General features: G+C 71.7%; 13 protein-coding genes. 8 read left to right on the forward strand and 5 right to left on the reverse strand.

Going from position 1 to position 17,451, the window contains the following annotated elements:
• Positions 1-77: 77 nt before the first annotated feature.
• Together ACFVYA_RS20515 and ACFVYA_RS20520 are read right to left on the reverse strand one after the other, a co-directional pair.
• Positions 78-2,099, reverse strand: a complete 2,022-nt coding sequence (locus tag ACFVYA_RS20515; RefSeq protein WP_387046989.1) for a M4 family metallopeptidase — start codon at positions 2,097-2,099, stop codon at positions 78-80.
• Between the two features lie 250 nt (positions 2,100-2,349).
• Complete coding sequence (locus ACFVYA_RS20520) at positions 2,350-3,636, reverse strand: tetratricopeptide repeat protein (protein WP_387046990.1); 1,287 nt, start codon at positions 3,634-3,636, stop codon at positions 2,350-2,352.
• 348 nt (positions 3,637-3,984) lie between these two features.
• Between ACFVYA_RS20520 and ACFVYA_RS20525 the strand changes: the two genes are divergently transcribed.
• The 7 genes from ACFVYA_RS20525 to ACFVYA_RS20555 all read left to right on the forward strand — a co-directional run bounded on the left by ACFVYA_RS20525 (position 3,985) and on the right by ACFVYA_RS20555 (position 12,738).
• Positions 3,985-4,770: a TIGR00730 family Rossman fold protein gene (locus tag ACFVYA_RS20525; RefSeq protein WP_285988417.1), complete on the forward strand. Its 786-nt coding sequence runs from the start codon at positions 3,985-3,987 to the stop codon at positions 4,768-4,770.
• On the forward strand, positions 4,770-5,354 hold the full coding sequence (locus ACFVYA_RS20530) for a TIGR00730 family Rossman fold protein (protein ID WP_387046993.1): 585 nt from the start codon (positions 4,770-4,772) through the stop codon (positions 5,352-5,354). Before ACFVYA_RS20525 ends, ACFVYA_RS20530 begins: the two co-directional genes overlap by 1 nt.
• 557 nt (positions 5,355-5,911) lie before the next feature.
• Positions 5,912-7,549, forward strand: coding sequence for a glycosyltransferase family 4 protein (locus ACFVYA_RS20535; protein ID WP_387046996.1), 1,638 nt, complete (start codon positions 5,912-5,914; stop codon positions 7,547-7,549).
• Positions 7,534-8,445 carry a glycosyltransferase family 2 protein gene (locus ACFVYA_RS20540; protein WP_285988420.1) on the forward strand — a complete coding sequence of 304 codons (912 nt, stop codon included), beginning with the start codon at positions 7,534-7,536 and terminating at the stop codon, positions 8,443-8,445. Before ACFVYA_RS20535 ends, ACFVYA_RS20540 begins: the two co-directional genes overlap by 16 nt.
• Before the next feature lie 67 nt (positions 8,446-8,512).
• Positions 8,513-10,447 carry a hypothetical protein gene (locus ACFVYA_RS20545; protein WP_387046998.1) on the forward strand — a complete coding sequence of 645 codons (1,935 nt, stop codon included), beginning with the start codon at positions 8,513-8,515 and terminating at the stop codon, positions 10,445-10,447.
• Positions 10,448-10,503: 56 nt separating this feature from the next.
• Entirely contained in the window at positions 10,504-11,832 is a 1,329-nt protein-coding gene (locus ACFVYA_RS20550; RefSeq protein WP_285988422.1) for an acyltransferase, read from the forward strand.
• A 42-nt stretch (positions 11,833-11,874) separates the two neighbouring features.
• A complete protein-coding gene (locus ACFVYA_RS20555) occupies positions 11,875-12,738 on the forward strand; it encodes a class I SAM-dependent methyltransferase (RefSeq protein ID WP_387047002.1) in 864 nt (287 codons plus the stop codon).
• 3 nt (positions 12,739-12,741) lie between these two features.
• Here the strand turns inward: ACFVYA_RS20555 and ACFVYA_RS20560 are convergent, their stop codons facing one another.
• The gene (locus ACFVYA_RS20560; RefSeq protein ID WP_387047003.1) at positions 12,742-13,416 is read right to left on the reverse strand and encodes a lysophospholipid acyltransferase family protein; all 675 of its coding nucleotides are present in this window, start codon (positions 13,414-13,416) and stop codon (positions 12,742-12,744) included.
• Between the two features lie 50 nt (positions 13,417-13,466).
• Here ACFVYA_RS20560 and ACFVYA_RS20565 point away from each other — a divergent pair, with 50 nt between their 5' ends.
• Entirely contained in the window at positions 13,467-14,369 is a 903-nt protein-coding gene (locus ACFVYA_RS20565; protein ID WP_387047005.1) for a glucosyl-3-phosphoglycerate synthase, read from the forward strand.
• On the opposite strand, the gene cydC is transcribed toward ACFVYA_RS20565, so the two are convergent.
• Together cydC and cydD are read right to left on the reverse strand one after the other, a co-directional pair.
• On the reverse strand, positions 14,305-15,897 hold the full coding sequence (cydC, locus tag ACFVYA_RS20570) for a thiol reductant ABC exporter subunit CydC (RefSeq protein ID WP_387047008.1): 1,593 nt from the start codon (positions 15,895-15,897) through the stop codon (positions 14,305-14,307). The two genes, ACFVYA_RS20565 and cydC, sit on opposite strands and share 65 nt — an antisense overlap.
• Positions 15,894-17,450: a thiol reductant ABC exporter subunit CydD gene (cydD, locus tag ACFVYA_RS20575; protein ID WP_387047010.1), complete on the reverse strand. Its 1,557-nt coding sequence runs from the start codon at positions 17,448-17,450 to the stop codon at positions 15,894-15,896. Before cydD ends, cydC begins: the two co-directional genes overlap by 4 nt.
• Position 17,451: the final 1 nt, after the last annotated feature.

The raw sequence follows: 17,451 nt of genomic DNA on the forward strand, positions 1-17,451 counted from the left end.
AGTGTTTTATACTCGCCTGGGTGTGTTTCTCTCGGCTACGCGGGGCGGGGGCGGGCCCCCCCCCCCCGCGGCAGTGATCAGCCGGCGCCGGCGTCGCTCCAAACGGCCCACGAGCCGGGTGCGCCGGGTTCGGCCCCGGTGGAGTACCACAGCGACGTCCACTTGTGACCGTTGTGGCCCACCACGTCGTTCGGCACGTACGCCTTGGCGGAGTCCCACTCGGCGAGGCCGTCGCAGCCGGTCGGCGGCGGGGTGCCGGTGCCGACGGTGAGCGAGAACTGCGCGCTGTGGTCGGCGTCGGTGCCGTCGCCGGTGACCGTCACCTGGCTGGTGCCCTCCGGCGTGGTCGCCGACGTGGTGATGGTCAGCGTCGCCGTGCCGCCGGAGGAGATGCTCGCCGGGCTGATCGTCGCCTTCGCGCCCTCGGGCAGGCCGGACGCCACCAGCCGCACGGTCTGGGCGGTGCCCGAGGTGATGCGGGTGGTCACCGTGGTGGTCGCCGTCTGTCCGGGTTGGACGGACGCCGAGGTCGGCGACAGCGTCAGCGAGTAGTCGTTGCCGGCGGGCGGCTGGCCGCTGCAGGCCGGCTCACCGCTGACCGCGGGGACGCTCACCGCGTCCCAGGCGGCCTTGGTGGCGGCGAACTCGGTGCAGCTGCCCGGGAACAGCGCGACCGCGGCTTCCAGGGTGGCCTTGCGGGCCGCGCGGTGGTTCCACGACGACGTCTTCTTCAGCAGGCCGTTGTAGAAGATCTTGCCCGCCTTCTGGATGCCGACGCCGGCCACCGTCGAGTTGTTGCACGTCGGGCTGGCGCCGCTGCCCTGGGAAAGGAGGTAGAACCAGTGGTTCTGCGGGCCCGCGGCGGCGTGCACCTCGGTGCTCGGGATCGAGGCCGAGTAGCAGTTCGGGTCGCCGACCTTCGACGGGTTGTCCATGTAGCGGATCGGGCCCTGGCCGACGAGGTTGACGCCTTCGCCGACGGAGAAGTCCGGCGTGTCCTTGGGGTTGTCGGCGTAGTACTCGGTCAGCGCGCCGAAGATGTCGCCGGTGGACTCGTTGAGCCCGCCGTTCTCGTTGCCCGACCCGGCGCCGCCGGGCGTGGTCTGGAAGATCGCGTGGCCGAACTCGTGGCCGACGACGTCCATCGGCGTCGCCTGGCGGCGGTTGTCCTGCGAGTGCCCGAAGTGCGTCGAGGAGCCGTCCCAGTACGCGTTGACGTCGTTGAGGCCGACGCTCGCGCGGAACCCGCCGCCTGCCCCGTCGATGCCGTTGCGGCCGAGCCAGTCGGCGAGCATCTTCCACTCGGTCTGGACGCTGTAGAGCACGTCGACGCAACCGGTCTCGAGGTCGGTGCCCGAGCCGTTGCCCCAGGTGTTGCTGCTCTTCGTGAAGATCGAGCCGCCCTCGCGGCCGCAGGCGATGCCGCGGCGGCCGGGGTCGGTCATGGAGTACGAGCTGCCGGAGCCGGAGGTGTCGATGGAGACGGTGCCGGCGTAGTAGGAGTTGCCGGTACCGGCTTCGCGGACGTCGTCGCGCGTGTCGAGGATCTTTCCCGTGGTGCTGTCCACGAAGACGTGCAGGCGGGTGGGCTTGCCGTGGTCCCGGCCGCTGACGACGACCTCGTAAGCGAGCTTCGGGGCGTCCCCGGCCAGCACCACCAGCTTCGGCGTCTCCGTGCTGTCTGCTGTGGACACTTTCGCGGCGGCGATCTTCGTCGCCTGCTCGGCCTTCAGCGCGGCCTGCGTGCCGACGGTGATCGGAGCCGTGCGCGCGGCTTCGGTGCCGCGCACGCGCCCGGCGCCGTCGGCGACGACCACCGCGTCGCCGCCGACGACCGGCAAGCCGTGGTAAGTGCGCTGGTAGGAGGCGAAGTAGAGCCCGCCGCCACCCGGGGTGACTCCGGTGCGGACGAAGGCCTCCCCGGCGCCCTTCGCGAGCCGGTCGGCGCCGTTGAGGGCGGCCTGGTCGGCGGCGCGGGCGGCGAGCGCCTCGGGCGGGGTGGCGGCGGGAGGTGCGGAAGCGGCGGCGGCCGGGATCGCCGGCACCGCGAACGTCAGGGCCAGGCCGGCGATCGCCGCCAGCCCACGTGGGGATCTCATGGGGAACCTTTCCGGGGACCGGGAGGATTGTGCCCGGAGCAATAACTGGTGTTATTGCGCCGGACGCGTCCGAGTAAAGGTTCCACCCGCGGACGGGTCAATGGGCCGAACGGAGCAGTGCGGCCCCGTCGTGATCAGGTTGATTCGGGCAAAACCGCAGGTGGCAGCCCCTTCGCAGACTGGTCTGAACCAATTAACAGACTTTCGTAGGAAAGTGCTGTTGGTCCGGACCACCGAGCCCGCAGGTCCGTTACGTGTCGGTGCCGGCGGCCGAATCCAGGCCGCGGCGGTAGGCCTCGACGGCTTCGTCGAGGTGACCACTTTGCCGGAGCGTGTCGCCGAGCCGCAGGGCCGTCGAAACCGCGGCGCCGTGGAGAGCCGCCCGCGTCTGGATCTCGAAGGCCTGCCGCAGCAGCCCGGTCGCCGTCTCGGGGTCGCCCTGGGCCGCGGCGATCTGGCCCAGCAGGCTCGTCGCTTCGCCCAGCGACTCGACGTCACGGGACAACAGCTCCCGGACCTCGGAAACGAGCGTCGCGGCCTCTTCCGGCGCGCCCTGCCGGAGCCGGACTTCGGCCAGCTCGAGCGTCGCCCCGGCGAAGCCTTCGTCCGCGCCGATCGCCGCCAGCTGGCCGCGGGCCGCCGTCAGCTCCGCGCGGGCCTCGTCGAGGCGGCCCAGGTGCCGCAGGAAGTAGCCGCGCGCCCAGCGGCAGCGGGCCGCGTCGCGGTCGAACCCGACCGACGCGAACAGCCGGCACGCCTCGGTCAGGTCCTCGTCCGCCCGGTCCGCCCGGCCGGTCGCCTGCCACACCTGCGACGCCTGCCGGTGGAACCGCGCGACGAAGTCCGGCCGCGCCGCCGCCCGCGCCAGCCGCCGTCCGTCCTCGGCCGCGCGGCGGGCCCGGTGCAGGCCGCCCATCTCCATCAGCGGGTGGATCAACGCGGTGAGCAGGCACAGCTCGGCATCCGGGTCCGACGGCCGCGTCGCCAGCTCGGCCTCGAGCCGGGCGATCGCCGCCCCGGCGTCGCCGCGCTGGAACCGGCAGCCCGACCACCGGTGCACGATCATCGCCCGCAGCCACGGCGGAGCCGCGCCGGCCAGTTCCTCCGCGTGCTCCAGCCCCCGCTGCGCCCCCGCGACGTCGAAGAGCTGCCACCGCACCTCGGCCTGGCAGAACCGCGCGTAGCACTCGACGTCGTCGAGGTGGTAGCCCGCCGCCTGCTTGCCCGCGGCGGCGAACCGCTCCTCCGCGGCGGCGATCCGGCCCTGTTCGAGGTCGCGGTACCCCTCGTCCAGTGCCGCGCGCAGCTCGGCGGCGACGCCGGGCGGCCTGCCGAACCGCAGCTCGTCGACGGTCAGCCCGAGCCGCTGCGCCAGGTAGGCCAGCATCTCCTCCGACGGCGGGCGGCTGCCGGTCTCGACCTTCGCCAGGAAGCCCCGGTCGTAGCCCGGCTCGGCCAGCTCGCGCTGGGTCCAGCCGCGGCCGGTGCGCAGCCGCCGGATCCGCGCTCCGAGCGGTTCGGCGGGGGCACTGGTCATCTCCCCACGGTAGGTCATCGGCGCGACAGCCGGGGAGACAGACATGGTGACGCCTCCGGCCGCGCGCGGGCCGTTCACCGGCGGGAGCCTGGGGCGGCCGGAACGCCGCCACCCGGCGGTGTCCGCCCTCGAACTGTCCACTTTGGATAGACCGGGCACCCCGGCGTCGCGCCGGCGGAGACGAGTCCATTCCGGACGGGAGGTGCCGGCACGCGCCGAGGAGTGCACTCGTCCGCGTGAATCCGTCGGCGGCCGGGAAGCCGCCGCGCCGACGACCCGGGTTCACGGCCGGCGGGCTTCCTTCCCCGACTCCCGAAAGAAGTGGTTGCCAGGCCGTAGCATGGCGAGGTGAGCGAACAGTCTGAATGGCCGGACGGCCAATACCCCGAACGCCCGGTGGAGCGCCAGAAGGGCCCGGTCGTGCTGCGCGGCGACCGCCGTGACCAGGGCAGCACGACCGACCAGCGGCTGCTCGACTCGCGCGGCCCGAGCGACTGGGTGCACACCGACCCGTGGCGCGTGCTGCGGATCCAGGCCGAGTTCGTCGAGGGCTTCGGCGCGCTCGCCGAGGTCCCGCGTGCGGTCACCGTGTTCGGCTCGGCCCGCACCAAGCGCGAGCACCCGGAGTACGAGCTCGGCCGCAAGATCGGTGGGGCGCTGGCCAACGCCGGCTTCGCGGTGATGACGGGCGGCGGCCCGGGCGCGATGGAGGCGGTCAACCGCGGCGCGGCCGAGGCCGGCGGCTTCTCCGTCGGGCTCGGCATCGAGCTGCCGTTCGAGCAGGGCCTGAACCCGTGGGTCGACCTCGGCGTCAACTTCCGCTACTTCTTCGCCCGCAAGACGATGTTCATCAAGTATTCGCAGGCCTTCATCTGCCTGCCCGGCGGCTTCGGCACGCTCGACGAGCTGTTCGAGGCGCTGACCCTGGTGCAGACGAAGAAGGTCACGAAGTTCCCGGTGGTGCTGTTCGGCAGCGACTACTGGGGCGGGCTGTACGACTGGATCGCCAAGACCGTGCAGGCCGAAGGCAAGGTCAGCCCGCACGACCTCGACCTGCTGCACGTCACCGACGACATCGACGACGCCGTCCGCGTGGTGCAGGAGTCCTACCAGGCGTGGGAGGACACGCACTGATGCGGCGGATCTGTGTCTTCTGCGGGTCGTCGATGGGCTTCTCGCCGCGGTACGCCGAGCAGGCGGCCGCGCTCGGGAAGCTGCTCGCCCAGCGCGGCATCGGCCTGGTCTACGGCGGCGCGAGCGTCGGCACGATGAGCGTGGTCGCCGACGCCGCGCTGGCCGCGGGCGGCGAGGTGATCGGCGTCATCCCGGAGGCGCTCTCCAGCGTCGAGATCGCGCACGCCGGGCTGACCGAGCTGCACGTCGTCGCGGACATGCACGAGCGCAAGGCCAAGATGGCGGCCCTCTCCGACGGCTTCGTCGCGCTGCCGGGCGGCGCGGGCACCCTGGAAGAGCTGTTCGAGGTCTGGACGTGGGCCCAGCTCGGCCTGCACGGCAAGCCGATCGGCCTGGTCGACGTCGACGGGTACTACGCGCCCCTGATGACGTTCGCCGACCACATGGTCACCGAAGGCTTCCTCCGGGACGGCTACCGGCAGCTCCTGCTCGCCGACGCCGACCCGGCCGCGCTGCTCGACCGGTTCGAGACGTACGAGCCGCCCGCGCCGCCGAAGTGGGCGAAGGAAGCGCCGGGGATCTGACGCGCGTGGCCGGGGTCACCGGCCGGGCCGGAACCGAAGCCTCCGGACCGGTCGCGGCGAGCCCGGCCGGCGGCGATGATTCGCCGAGGTTGCCATCGTGTTTCGGCGACGTGTTGTGCAATTCGTGCGCTTTGAATCTGCGTGAGTTGTCCTGCGGCAACAAAGTGCCGGGCGCGGTGCGCCGACCGGCGGCGCGTCCGGTCCGGAGTCCCTCGGGCCCGGGACCAGGCCGGTCCCGACCTGTGGACACCGTGGGTGACGACGCCTGGTGAGCGTGCTCCGGCGCCCGGTTCGACAGCCGGAAACGAGACGCGGATCCATTCCGGTAACATCCTCCTGGTTTGGTGAGCTGAATGTCCTGTCACCCTGTGCAACGGGAACCCGCGTGCAGATGGGTGACTTTTGACCCCTATAGTGTGGTTCTGCGTAGCGTCGTCGGGGGTCAGTTCGGCGCTTGCCCGAAGCCGGAGGAACCGATTTCGGCCAGCTTCGTGGAGCAGCAATGTTTCGTGGTTGGTCAGAGCTTTCCGAAAGGGAAACAGACTGATGGGGCGGGCGTGAGTACCGATTTGCTGACTGAGACGTTCGAAGTGGTCGAAGACCGTGGTGTCGGTCTCGTCGGGGATGGTGCCCTCGACGAGCGCGAACGCCGGTTGCTCATCGGCGCGGCCACCTACCACTCCCTGGTGCGACGCGGCGCGACACTGCGCCTGACCGTCGTCCGGGCGCTGCACGTGGGCTACCCGTCGCTGACCGACGAGCGCTGCCTGCACATCGGCTGGACCCAGGACCGCGAGTCGGTCGGTTCCGTGATCGTGCGCAGCCTGGTCGCTCCGGAACCCGGCACGCAGGTTACGGGCGGGTTCGTCGACCTCGTCATCGACGTCGGCGGCAAGCCGGTCGTGCAGAACAGCTACCAGCAGCTCAACGGCCCGATCGGCAAGGCCAAGAAGCTGGTCCGGTCGCGGGTCCCCTTCCAGTACGACCACCTGCGTCAGCTGCGGACCGACGTCGTCGAGAAGCGCATGCGCTCCACGCAGCTGCCGCGGCGGCTGCCGGTCGCCGGCAACACGAACTACCACCGCGCGGCCACCACCGCCCGGCCCGCCATCCTGTTCGGCCTGCACTGGCTCGAGCTCGGCGGCGCGGAGCGCTGGGCGCTGGACTGCATCCAGCTGGCCAAGGAAGCCGGATTCGTCCCGATCGTCGTCACCGACCGGGACTCGGCCCACCCGTGGATCACGCGGCCCGAGTTCGACGACACGGTGATCATCCCGATCACCCACCCGATCAAGCTGGGCACCGACTCCGCGTTGTTCGGCGGGCTGTTCGCGGCCTTCGACATCCGCGGCATCCACGTGCACCACAACACCTGGCTCTACGACCGGCTGTCCTGGGTGAAGTCGGTCTGGCCGGACGTCCCGGTCGTCGATTCGCAGCACGTCCTGGAGTGGCGGACCGGCGGTTTCGTCGACCACGCCGTCCAGGTGTCGGCGATGATCGACCAGCACCACGTGATCTCCCCGCAGCTGCGCGACTACCTGATCCACCGGCAGAGCATCCCGGCGCACAAGGTGGTCCTCGCCACCCTCGCGAACGCCACCACCGCCGGGATCACCCCGGACACCGTCGGCGCCGAGGCGAAGTCCTCGCCGTTCACGGTGACCTACATCGGCCGCTTCCACCAGCAGAAGCGACCGCACGTGTTCCTGAAGCTCGCCGCCGAGCTCAAGAAGTCGTCGCCGGTCCCGGTGCGGTTCATCGTCCAGGGCGACGGCCCGCTCGCGGACGAGGTGCACGCCTTGCGCGGCCGGCTGGGCCTGACCGACGTGCTCGAGGTCCGCGCGGCGGACCACCCGGTCAAGGACACCCTGGCCGAGTCCGACGTCCTGGTCGTCACTTCGGAGAACGAGGGCCTGACCCTGACGACCTTCGAGGCCACCGCCGCCGGGGTCCCGGTGGTCTCGTCCGACGTGGGCTCCCAGGCTTCGGTGGTCCCCGACGGCCTGCTGTGCCCGCGGCACCCGTACGCTTTCGTGCGGCAGGCGGCCGAGAAGATCCGGACCATGATGTCTTCCCCGGACCAGCGCAAGCAGTGGTTCGAGGAGCAGGCCGCCAAGAACGAAGCCTTTGCCAAACTGCCCAAGGCCAGCGCCTGGGCCAAGGAGCTGTACCAAGGGTGGAAGAAGCAGTGAACAAGGTCGCCGCGGTCGTCGTCACCTACAACCGCAAGGACAAGCTCCGCAAGGTGCTCGACCACATCCTGGCCCAGAGCCTGGCCCCCGAGTGGGTCGTGGTCGTCGACAACGCGTCGACCGACGGCACCGACGAGGTGCTCGCGTCGTACGCGACCGAACCGCGGGTCACCGTGCTGCGCCTGTCCGAGAACACCGGCGGCGCCGGCGGCTTCTCGGCGGGCATGGCCAAGGGGTACGAGCTGGGCGCCGACTTCCTCTGGATCATGGACGACGACTGCTACGCGCAGCCGGACGCCCTCGAGGAGATGGTCAACGGGCTCGACAAGGCCGAACAGACCCTCGGCCACCAGATGCCCTTCGCCTGCTCGCTGGTGAAGTGGACCGACGGTGGCATCTGCGAGATGAACAACCCCGGCACGACCTGGGACTGGGGGCGGTTGCTCTCGCTCGGGCAGCAGGCGGTGCTCGTCAACCACTGCTCGTTCGTGTCGGTGCTGATCCCGCGCTGGACGCTGACCCGCTTCGGGCTGCCGCTGACCGACTACTTCATCTGGTTCGACGACATGGAGTACACCCTGCGCGTCGCCCAGGCCGCGCCCGGGGTCCAGGTGCTGACCAGTGTCGTCGTGCACGACCTCCCGGAGAACCGCGGGGTGAACTTCGGCCAGATCAACCACCAGAACGTGTGGAAGTACGAGTACGGCGCCCGCAACGAGCTCTCCTACCGGCTGCACCACGAAAGCCCGTTCGCCGCCGCCGGGTTCGCCATCCGCGTGCTCCGGGGCATGGCGCAGGGGCACGTTTCCCGGTCGCTGCGGCTGCGTATCGTGAAGGCCCTGGCACGCGGGGTGAAGTTCGACCCGAAGCCGAAGTTCCCGCGTTCGGTGCTCTGAAGCCCAGCTCGGATCCGCCACCGCGGCCGTTGTCGCGCGAGTCGTGCCGCAGTTCAGGAGAACCACGATGAAAGACCTGGTCAAGGACTCGGCGCCGGTGACCGGCCAGGACGCCGGGCCCCCCGGCGGGGAAGTGGCCGGGGACACCCGGTCACGCAGGCTCGGTGACCGGTTCCGCGCCTGGCGTCTCGTGGCCGAGGCCCCCTCGCGGGCCACGCTCCTGATCAGCGGGCTGCTCACCATCCTGACCTGGCAGCTGCCGGCGTTCTCGCCCATCGAACCCAAGGGGGACTACGACTACGGGCTCCTGATCGCGATGGCGCGGCACTTCGGCCTGAGCTTCGGCGACCGGATCGCGACGACGTACGGGCCGCTGTACTTCCTCGCGATCCCGTCGACCACCGTCCGGGCCGAGGTGGCCGTCGGCTTCCTCTTCTGGTTCGTGTTCACGACCGGCTGCCTGGCCGCCTGCTTCCAGGCGTTCCAGGGCCGGATCGGCACCCGGTGGGCGTGGGTCGCCTGCGGGGCGATCGCGGTGAGCTTCAGCATCGTGCCCCTCACCGGCGTCATCACCGCCACGCCCGGGTTCGTCGCGGTGCTGGCCATCTGCCACGCCCTCGGCCTGCTGCCGAAGTGGGCGGAGCGCTCTTTCCCGGTCGTGATGGGCCTGGTGGTCGCGGCCATGCTGCTGACCAAGTTCTCGGTCGGGCTGATGTGCGGCCCCATCGTGCTGGGTGCGGTGCTCGTCCGGCCCGGCAGGCGGCTGCGGGAGTTCGCGGAGTTCGCGGTCTCCGGTCTCGTCGGCCTGGTCCTGCTCTGGATCGTCGCGGGGCAGCCGCCGACGCAGGTGGTCCAGTACGTCGTCCGCGCGCTCTCGGTCGGCAGCGGGCACGCGCAGTCGATGGGCCTGGAGCCGACGAACAGCGCCTGGGAGTACCTGGTCGCTGCCGTGGTGACGATCGTGCTGGCCGTCGGGGTGGCCCGGATCAAGGTGGACGGCTGGCGCTGGCCGCTGTGGCTGGGCCTGCTCGCCGCCGGCTGGCTGCTGTTCAAGCAGGGTTTCGTCCGGCACGACTCGCACTCCGCGCAGTACTTCGCCGTGCTGTTCGCGCTCGGCGTGCTGTTCGCCGTGCTGCAGCGCAGCGCGGTGCTGGCGATGGTCGCGGCCCTCTCGCTGCTGGCCCAGGCGGCCAGCTTCGGCGGCGGCCTGTGGGTGATCGACCCGGCGCGGTCCCTGCACACCTTCGCCGACGGCGCCACCATCGTCGCGTCCGGCTCCCACCGGGACGCCGTCCAGGAGGACGCGCGGTCGCAGCTGCGGCAGCGCACCGCCATCCCGCAGCGGTTCCTGAGCCGGATCGGCACGCAATCGGTCCGGGCCGAACCGTTCGACCAGGCCATTGGCTGGACCTACGGGCTGACCCCGGCGATCCCGCCGACGCTGCTGAACTACGGCGCCTACACCGAGCTGCTCGACAAGATGAACGAGTCCTGGATCGCCGACGACGTCAACGGTCCCCGGTTCATCATCCGCGAGAACACCAGGACCACGCTCGACGCCCGGTTCGCGCTCTGGGACCCGCCGCGGACGGAGCTTGCCGAGACCTGCCGGTACACCATGGTGGACTCCACGGACAAGTGGCAGCTGCTCGAGCGCGGCCCGAACCGGTGCGGTGCCGAGCGGGAACTGTCCAGCACGCAGGTGGCCGCCGGGCAGTCCGTCCCGGTGCCCACGGCCGCCGACGGCGTGGTCGTCGCCCGGGTGTACCCGGAGCAGTCGCTGGCCGAGCGCGCATGGGCGTTCCTGTTCAAGCCGGACGACCTGACGGCCAGCCTCGACGGCGAGGCGTTCCGGCTGCCCTGGACGCACGGTGACGCGCCGCTGATGGTCTCGGCGCCGCAGGAGCAGTCCGCCGCGCTGGCCGGGCGGCCGCTGGCGGCGAAGACCCTGTCGATGAGCGCACCGGGACGCGTGGTGTTTTCCGTGGTCGGCCGGAAGTGACCCGGCCCGGCTCACCGGCCCCGACCGAACCCCCGGAACGCGAAGGAACCCCCACGATGGACGCAGACAACGGCCGGGTGCTGACGGTGTCCCCGCCCGGGGCCACTCCGGTCGCCGGCGTCGCCGACGGGGGCGCAATACCGAAGACCGAGGCGAAACCGGCGCGGTCCGCCAAGCCGGGTGTGCACATCGGCCAGCTCACCGGCATCCGCGCGGTGGCCGCGTTGTGGGTGCTCGCCTTCCACTTCCGGCCGGAGCTGCTGAAGTCGTTCGGGTTCCTGTACCCGCTGGTCCCGGTCTTCAACGTGGGCTACCTCGGGGTGGACCTGTTCTTCGTGCTCAGCGGCTTCATCCTGACCTTCACCCACCTCGACCGGATGGCCGAGAACTGGGGACCGAAGAAGATGGTCGGTTTCCTGTGGCTGCGGCTGTCCCGGATCTGGCCGGTGCTGTTCTTCATGCTGCTCGTGTGGGGCGCCTACCACGCCTTCTCGGTGGAGGCGAACAACGACGGACGGCTGCAGGCCGCGTTGGACCCGTCGCGCTTCCTGTCGCACGTGTTCCTGGTGCACGCCTGGAGCACGGCCCACCACGACTGGAACCCGGTCGACTGGTCGCTGAGCGCCGAATGGCTGGCCTACCTGGCCTTCACCGTGCTGGTGGTGCTCCTGTCCCGGATGCTCGTCCACGTCAGCACCCGGGCGCTGCTGGTGGTGGCCGCGGTTCTCATGGTGCCGATGGTGGTCATCGGCATGGGGTTCCAGGACGGCAGCGACCTGCTGTGGAACGGCGACACGATCGTCGGGGGGATCGTGCCGCTGCGGGTGCTCACCGAGTTCTTCGCGGGCGCGGTGGTCGCCCTGCTGGTGATGCGGCACGGTTCGACGGTGAAGCTGCCCTGGTTCCTGAAGCCGACCACGATCCTGGTGGCGATCGTCGTGCTCGTCTACGCCGTGCAGCGGTGGGACCCGGCGCCGAGGTTCCGCTTCGACCAGGACTGGCGGATCAACGGCCACCTGATGTGGGGCTCGACCGAGACCGTCGTCGTGGTGCCGCTGTTCCTGCTGCTGATCGGTTCGCTGGCGGTCAGCCGCCGGGATCCGGCGACCAGGCTGCTGGCCAGCCGGGTGCTGGTGTGGGGCGGCAAGGTCTCCTTCGCCCTGTATATGGTGCACTGGTTGTTCCTCGACCTGGCGCGCAAGATGATTTATTCGAAGCTCGCCATCCCCGAACAGCTGTCCGGGTGGCAGAGCTGGCCGTTCCGCCTTACCGTGCTCGTGGCGATCGGGCTGGCGGTGCTGAGTGCCCACCTGGTGTACCGGTTCGTCGAAGAGCCCTGCCGCCGGATCATGCGTACTCTGCTGCCCTCATCGATGAGGGTGTGAGCGTCGGGGGCCAGCCCCGGACGCGGATCGGAAGGACATTGCATGCGCGACCTCATTCGCCGGAGCCTGCGCGCCGACCGGCTTCGCCGTTCCTTGCGTGACAAGGTCGCGCGGGCCGTCGAAGAAGCGGTCGGCCGGCACTTCGCGGATCAGTCGGCCAGACTGGACGACCTGAGCCGGGAGGTCGCCGAGCTGCGGCGGCAGGTGCCCGCGGAGACCGGCGCCCAGGCCGAGCGGGTGGTCGAGCGGGTGATCGAGCACATCGGCCACGTCGAGCACCGCGTCCGCCGTGACCTGGAGTTCGCGGGGGAGACCGAGGCGGCGCAGCGCAGTGCCGCGTTCGTCCGGGACCACATGAAGACCGCCCGTCCGTTCCCGTCGCCGCACAGCACGCTGGAACACGGCCTGTCGCTCGCCCCCGAAGGCGGCCTGGCGCTCGAGTTCGGCGTGTACTCGGGCACCACGTTGAAGATCATCGCCCAGGCCCGCGGCGGCGAGTCGGTGTACGGCTTCGACTCGTTCGAAGGGCTGCCGGAGACCTGGCGCGCGGGCTACCCCGCCGGGACGTTCGACATGGACAGCCTGCCCGACGTGCCGGGCGCCGAGCTGGTCGTCGGCTGGTTCGACGACGTGCTCCCCGGCTTCCTCGAGGCGCACCCCGGTCCGGTGGACCTGCTGCACGTGGACTGCGACCTGTACTCCTCGACGAAGACCGTCCTCGACCTGGTCGGCCCGCGCCTGCGGCCGGGCTCGATCGTGGTGTTCGACGAGTACTTCAACTACTCCGGCTGGCAGGAGCACGAGCACCGGGCGTGGCTGGAGTACGTCGAGCGGGCCGGGCTCAAGTTCGAATACCTGGCCTACACGGTCGACCACGAGCAGGTCGTCGTGAAGGTGCTCGGCTGACGCTCAGGCCACGCCTTCGCTCGGCCGCTTGTGGTAGGTGTCGACGTACTCCTGGCCGGAGAGCTCCAGGATCGCGTACATGACCTCGTCGGTGACCGACCGGCGGATCGCCGGCGCGTAGTCCTGGCCTTCGTAGCGGGAGAAGTCCAGGGGTTTGCCGAACGTGATGCCGATCTTCGCCCGGCGCGGGATGCGGGCGCCCTTCGGCTGGAGCTGCTCGGTGCCGGTCAGCGCGACCGGCACCACCTTCGCGCCGGTCGCCAGGGCGAGCGCCGCGACGCCGGTGTGGCCGCGGTGCAGCCGGCCGTCCAGCGACCGGGTGCCCTCGGGGTAGATCGCGAAGACGCCGCCCGCGTCGAGCACCTTGCGGGCGGCCTCCAGGGCCGCCAGCCCGGCCTGGGCGTTGCCGCGCTCGACCGGGACGTAGCCGAGGCCGCCGAGTAACCCGGCCAGCGCCTTGCCCTTGAGGCCCTTGCCGACGAAGTACTCCGCCTTGCCGAGGAACTTGACCTGCCGCGGGGTCGCGAAGGTGATCACGCCGGTGTCGAGGGCGGCGCGGTGGTTGGCCGCCAGGAGCACCGGGCCGCTGGGCGGCACGTTCTCCACGCCGTGCACTTCGGGCCGGTACACCGCCCTGACGAGCGGTCCCAGCACGAACCGGACAAGCAGCGCGATCAAGTGGTCCTCCTCTTCGGTGCGGTGCCCCCAGCATGGCACGATCGTTACTCGTGAGTTGGTTCGAGCGGCGTACGTGGCAGGAGCCCGGGTGGACGCCTGCGGACATCGTGGCCGCGAAGGGTGACCGGACGGTTTCGGTGGTGCTACCGGCACTGGACGAAGAGCGGACCGTGGGGGACGTCGTCGCGTCGGTGCGGCCGCTCGTCGGCAGCGTCGTCGACGAGCTGGTCGTCGTGGACTCGGGTTCCACGGACGCGACCGCCGAAACCGCCGAGGCCGCGGGAGCGCGGGTGGTCCGTCGCGAGGACGTCCTGCCGGACCTGCCGCCGGTGCCGGGCAAGGGCGAGGTGCTGTGGCGTTCGCTGGCCGCGACCAGCGGCGACCTCGTCGTCTTCCTCGACTCCGACCTGGTCGACCCGGACCCGGCGTTCGTGCCGTCGCTGCTCGGGCCGCTGGTCTCCGCGAGCGGCGTCCACCTGGTCAAGGGCTTCTACCGCCGGCCGCTGCGGCTGGAGAGCAGCGGCGGCGGGCGCGTCACCGAGCTCCTGGCACGGCCGGTGCTCTCGGCGTTGCGGCCCGCCCTCGGCGGGCTGATCCAGCCCCTCGGCGGCGAGTACGCGGGCACGCGCGAGTTCCTCGAGTCGGTGCCGTTCGCCGCCGGCTACGGCGTCGAAATCGGGCTGCTGCTCGACGCCGAGGCGCGGTACGGCCTCGACGGGCTCGCGCAGGTCAACCTGGGCGTCCGCAAGCACCGGAACCGCTCGCTGCCCCAGCTCGGGGTGATGTCCCGGCAGATCCTCGGCACCGCACTGGACCGCTGCGGCGTCCCGGCAGCCGCCGCGCCGTTCACGCAGTTCGTGGCCGTGGACGGGGAGTGGCTGCCGGACGTCACGGACGTCCGCGTCGCCGATCGGCCGCCGATGCGGGACGTGCTCGCCCGTCCTCGAGGGTGAGCACCTCGTCGAAGCCCTCCAGGTGCTCGGGGCGGTGGGTGACGAGCACCACGCTCCCGTTCGCCTTCGCGAGGACGCTCTTCAGGACGGCGTCGCCGTGGGCCGGATCGAGGCCTTCGACGGGCTCGTCGAGCACGAGGACCGCCGGGGCGGCCAGCACGGCCCTGGCGAGGATCAGCCGCTGGCGCTGACCGCCGGACAGCGCCGCGCCGTCCGGGCCGGTGCCGCGGTCGAGGGCCAGGTCGAACCCGGCGGTTTCGCAGGCGTCGGCCAGTTCTTCGCCGGTCGCGTCCGGCTTGGCGAGCAGGAGGTTCTCGCGGACGGTCGTGTGGAAGACGTGGGCGTCGGCTTCGGCGCCCGAAATGATCTTCGACAGGTCGGCGTACTCGCCGAGCGGGTGGCCGTCGAGGGTCACCCGGCCTTCGGTCGGGGCCTGGCTGCCGAGCAGGAGGCGCAGGAGGGTCGTCTTCCCGGCACCGCTGGGGCCGAGGATCCCGACGCGCTTGCCGGGCGGCAGGTCGAGGTCGACGTCCCGGAGCACCGGTGGCCGCCCGGGGTGGCGGACACCGGCTTTCTCCAGCCGGAAGTGGCCGGCCCGAGCGGTGCGGGTCCCGGCCGGGACGGCGGGTTCGCGCAGCACGGCGCGCACCCGGGAGGCGGCGGCGCGGATCTCCGGAACCCGCCGGGCGGCCCCGATCAGCGGGAGGACGACCTCGAAGGCCGCCACGGCGGCGAGGGTGAGCGCGGCGGTCCAGGGCACGGAGGCACGGCAGAGCACCCCGACGCCGACGGCGGTGACCAGCTGGACGAGCACCCCGGCCGCGGTGAGCAGGGCGGTCCGGCCGGAGGCAGCCCGCTCACCGGCGGTGATCCGGTGGACGACGTCCGCGGCGTTTCGCCGGTGTTCTTCGAGTGCCCCGGCGGCGAGCAGTTCCCGGTGCCCGGTGACGAGCTCGACGGCTCGTTCGGCGAGTTCGGCCCGGTTCGGGGCGCTTTCCCGGGCGGCCTCGGTGGTGCGGCGGATGACCAGCCACGGGAGCAGGACCCCGGCGGCGAGCAGCCCGGCGGCGAGCGTTCCGGCCGCCGGCACCGACGCGGTGGCGGTGACGGCGACCGCGGCGGTGCCCACGATCGCGGCGACCCCGGCGGGCAGGAGCCACCGCAGGACGGCGTCCTGCAGTGCGTCCACATCGGACACCAGCCGGGTGACGAGGTCGCCGCCGGAGTACCTGGTGCCGGGCAGGAGGGCTTGGTAGACGCGGGTTCGCAGCGAGCCGAGCCAGCGCAGGACGACCTCGTGCCCGGCGAGCCGTTCGGCGTACCGCAGGCCACCGCGGAGGAGGGCGAGGGTGCGGACGGCGACGATGGCGACGGTGAGCGCGGCGAGCGGAGGCCGCTCGGCGGCGCGCAGCAGCAGCCAGGCGGCGGTGGCCATGAGCGCGAGGGCGGCGAGTTCGGCGGCCGCCCCGAGGAGGGCGGCGCGAAGCAGGCGGAGCAGGTCCTTGGTGGACAGGGCCCAGGTGTTCACGCCGCCACCTCCGGGCAGATCCGGCCGCCGCGGAGTTCGATCACCCGGTCCGCCAGCGAGACCATCGCCGGGCGGTGGGCCACCAGCACCGCCGTCCGGCCCGGCAGCAACCGCCGGGTCGCCGACAGCACCGCCGCCTCCGTCCGGGAATCCAGCCGCGCCGTCGGTTCGTCCAGCAGCACCAGCCCCGCCGACGTCCGGGCCAGCGCCCGCGCCAACCCCACCCGCTGCCGCTGTCCCGCCGACAGCACCTCGCCCAGCTCGCCCACCGGCGTCTCGAACCCCTGCGGCAAGCCGGCCGCGACGGAGTCCAACGCCGCCGCGCGGGCCGCGAACGGGACGTCCGCCGACGGCAGGCCCAGCGCGATGTTCGAAGCCAGCGAACCCTGGAACAACGTCGGCCGCTGCGGGACCCAGGCGACTTCGGCCAGCCAGGCCGCCGGCGCCAGCGACCGCAGGTCCACCCCGTCCACCAGCACCCGGCCCGAAGTGGGCGGCACGAATCCCAGCAGCACCGCCAGCAGTGTGCTCTTGCCCGACCCGCTCGGCCCCACCACCGCGATCCGCGATCCGGCGGGCACCGTCAAGTCCACTTCGGACAACGCGGGAACCCCTCCGTAGGAAACCGAGACCCGGTCCAGGACCAGGGAAGGTGCACCCCGCCGCCGCGTGGAAACCGCGGAACGCGGGGAAACCACCGGACCGGCCAAGGCCTCCCGCAAGGCCGCCAGCCCCTCCGCCGCCGCGTGGAACTTCGCGCCCGCCGCCCGCAGTGGCAGGTACGCCTCGGGCGTCAGCAACAGGATCACCAGCGCCGGACGCGCCGCCAGGTCACCCGAGAGCAGCCGGAACCCGATCGGCACCGCGACCAGCGCGACCGAAAGCGTCGCCACCAGCTCCAGCACCAGTGCCGAAAGGAAGGCCACCCGCAGCGTCTTCATGGTCGCGTCCGCGTGGGCGGACGCCATGGCCCGGACCGTCGAAGCCTGCGCGGCCGCCCGGCCGAACACCTTCAACGTCCCGAGCCCGCGGACGACGTCCAGGAAGTGCCCGCCCAGCTTCGTCAGCAGCTCCCACTGGACGGACGCCTTCGCCTGCTTCCCGGCCAGGACGGCGAACACCGGAATCAGCGGCAGGGTGACGACCACGACGAGCGCCGAGACCAGGTCCTCGGTGAACAGCCGGACGATCACCGCGGCCGGCACCACCACCGACACGACCAGCGAGGGCAGGTACCCGGTCAGGTAGCTGTCCGTGGCGTCGACACCGCGCGTCACCTGTGTCGCGACGACGCCCGCACGGTCCGAAGCAGACCTGAGCAACCGCCGTCGCAGGGCATCGCGGACCGACGCCGCAAACCGTCCACTGAGGACACCGTGCCCCCAGGAAAGCCCGGCTCGCGCCGCGATGGCCACGATCAGGGACAGCGAAATCCCGCCGCCGGTGAGCAGCGTGGCGAGCCCTTCGGCTTGGAGGAGCACGGAAACCGCGGTGAGCACGCCGAGCAGGCTCAGCGCGCAGAGGTACCGCCGGAGTCCGGGGAGTGCGGGCACG

The organism is Amycolatopsis sp. NPDC058278 (genome assembly GCF_042881395.1).
Taxonomy (GTDB): domain Bacteria; phylum Actinomycetota; class Actinomycetes; order Mycobacteriales; family Pseudonocardiaceae; genus Amycolatopsis.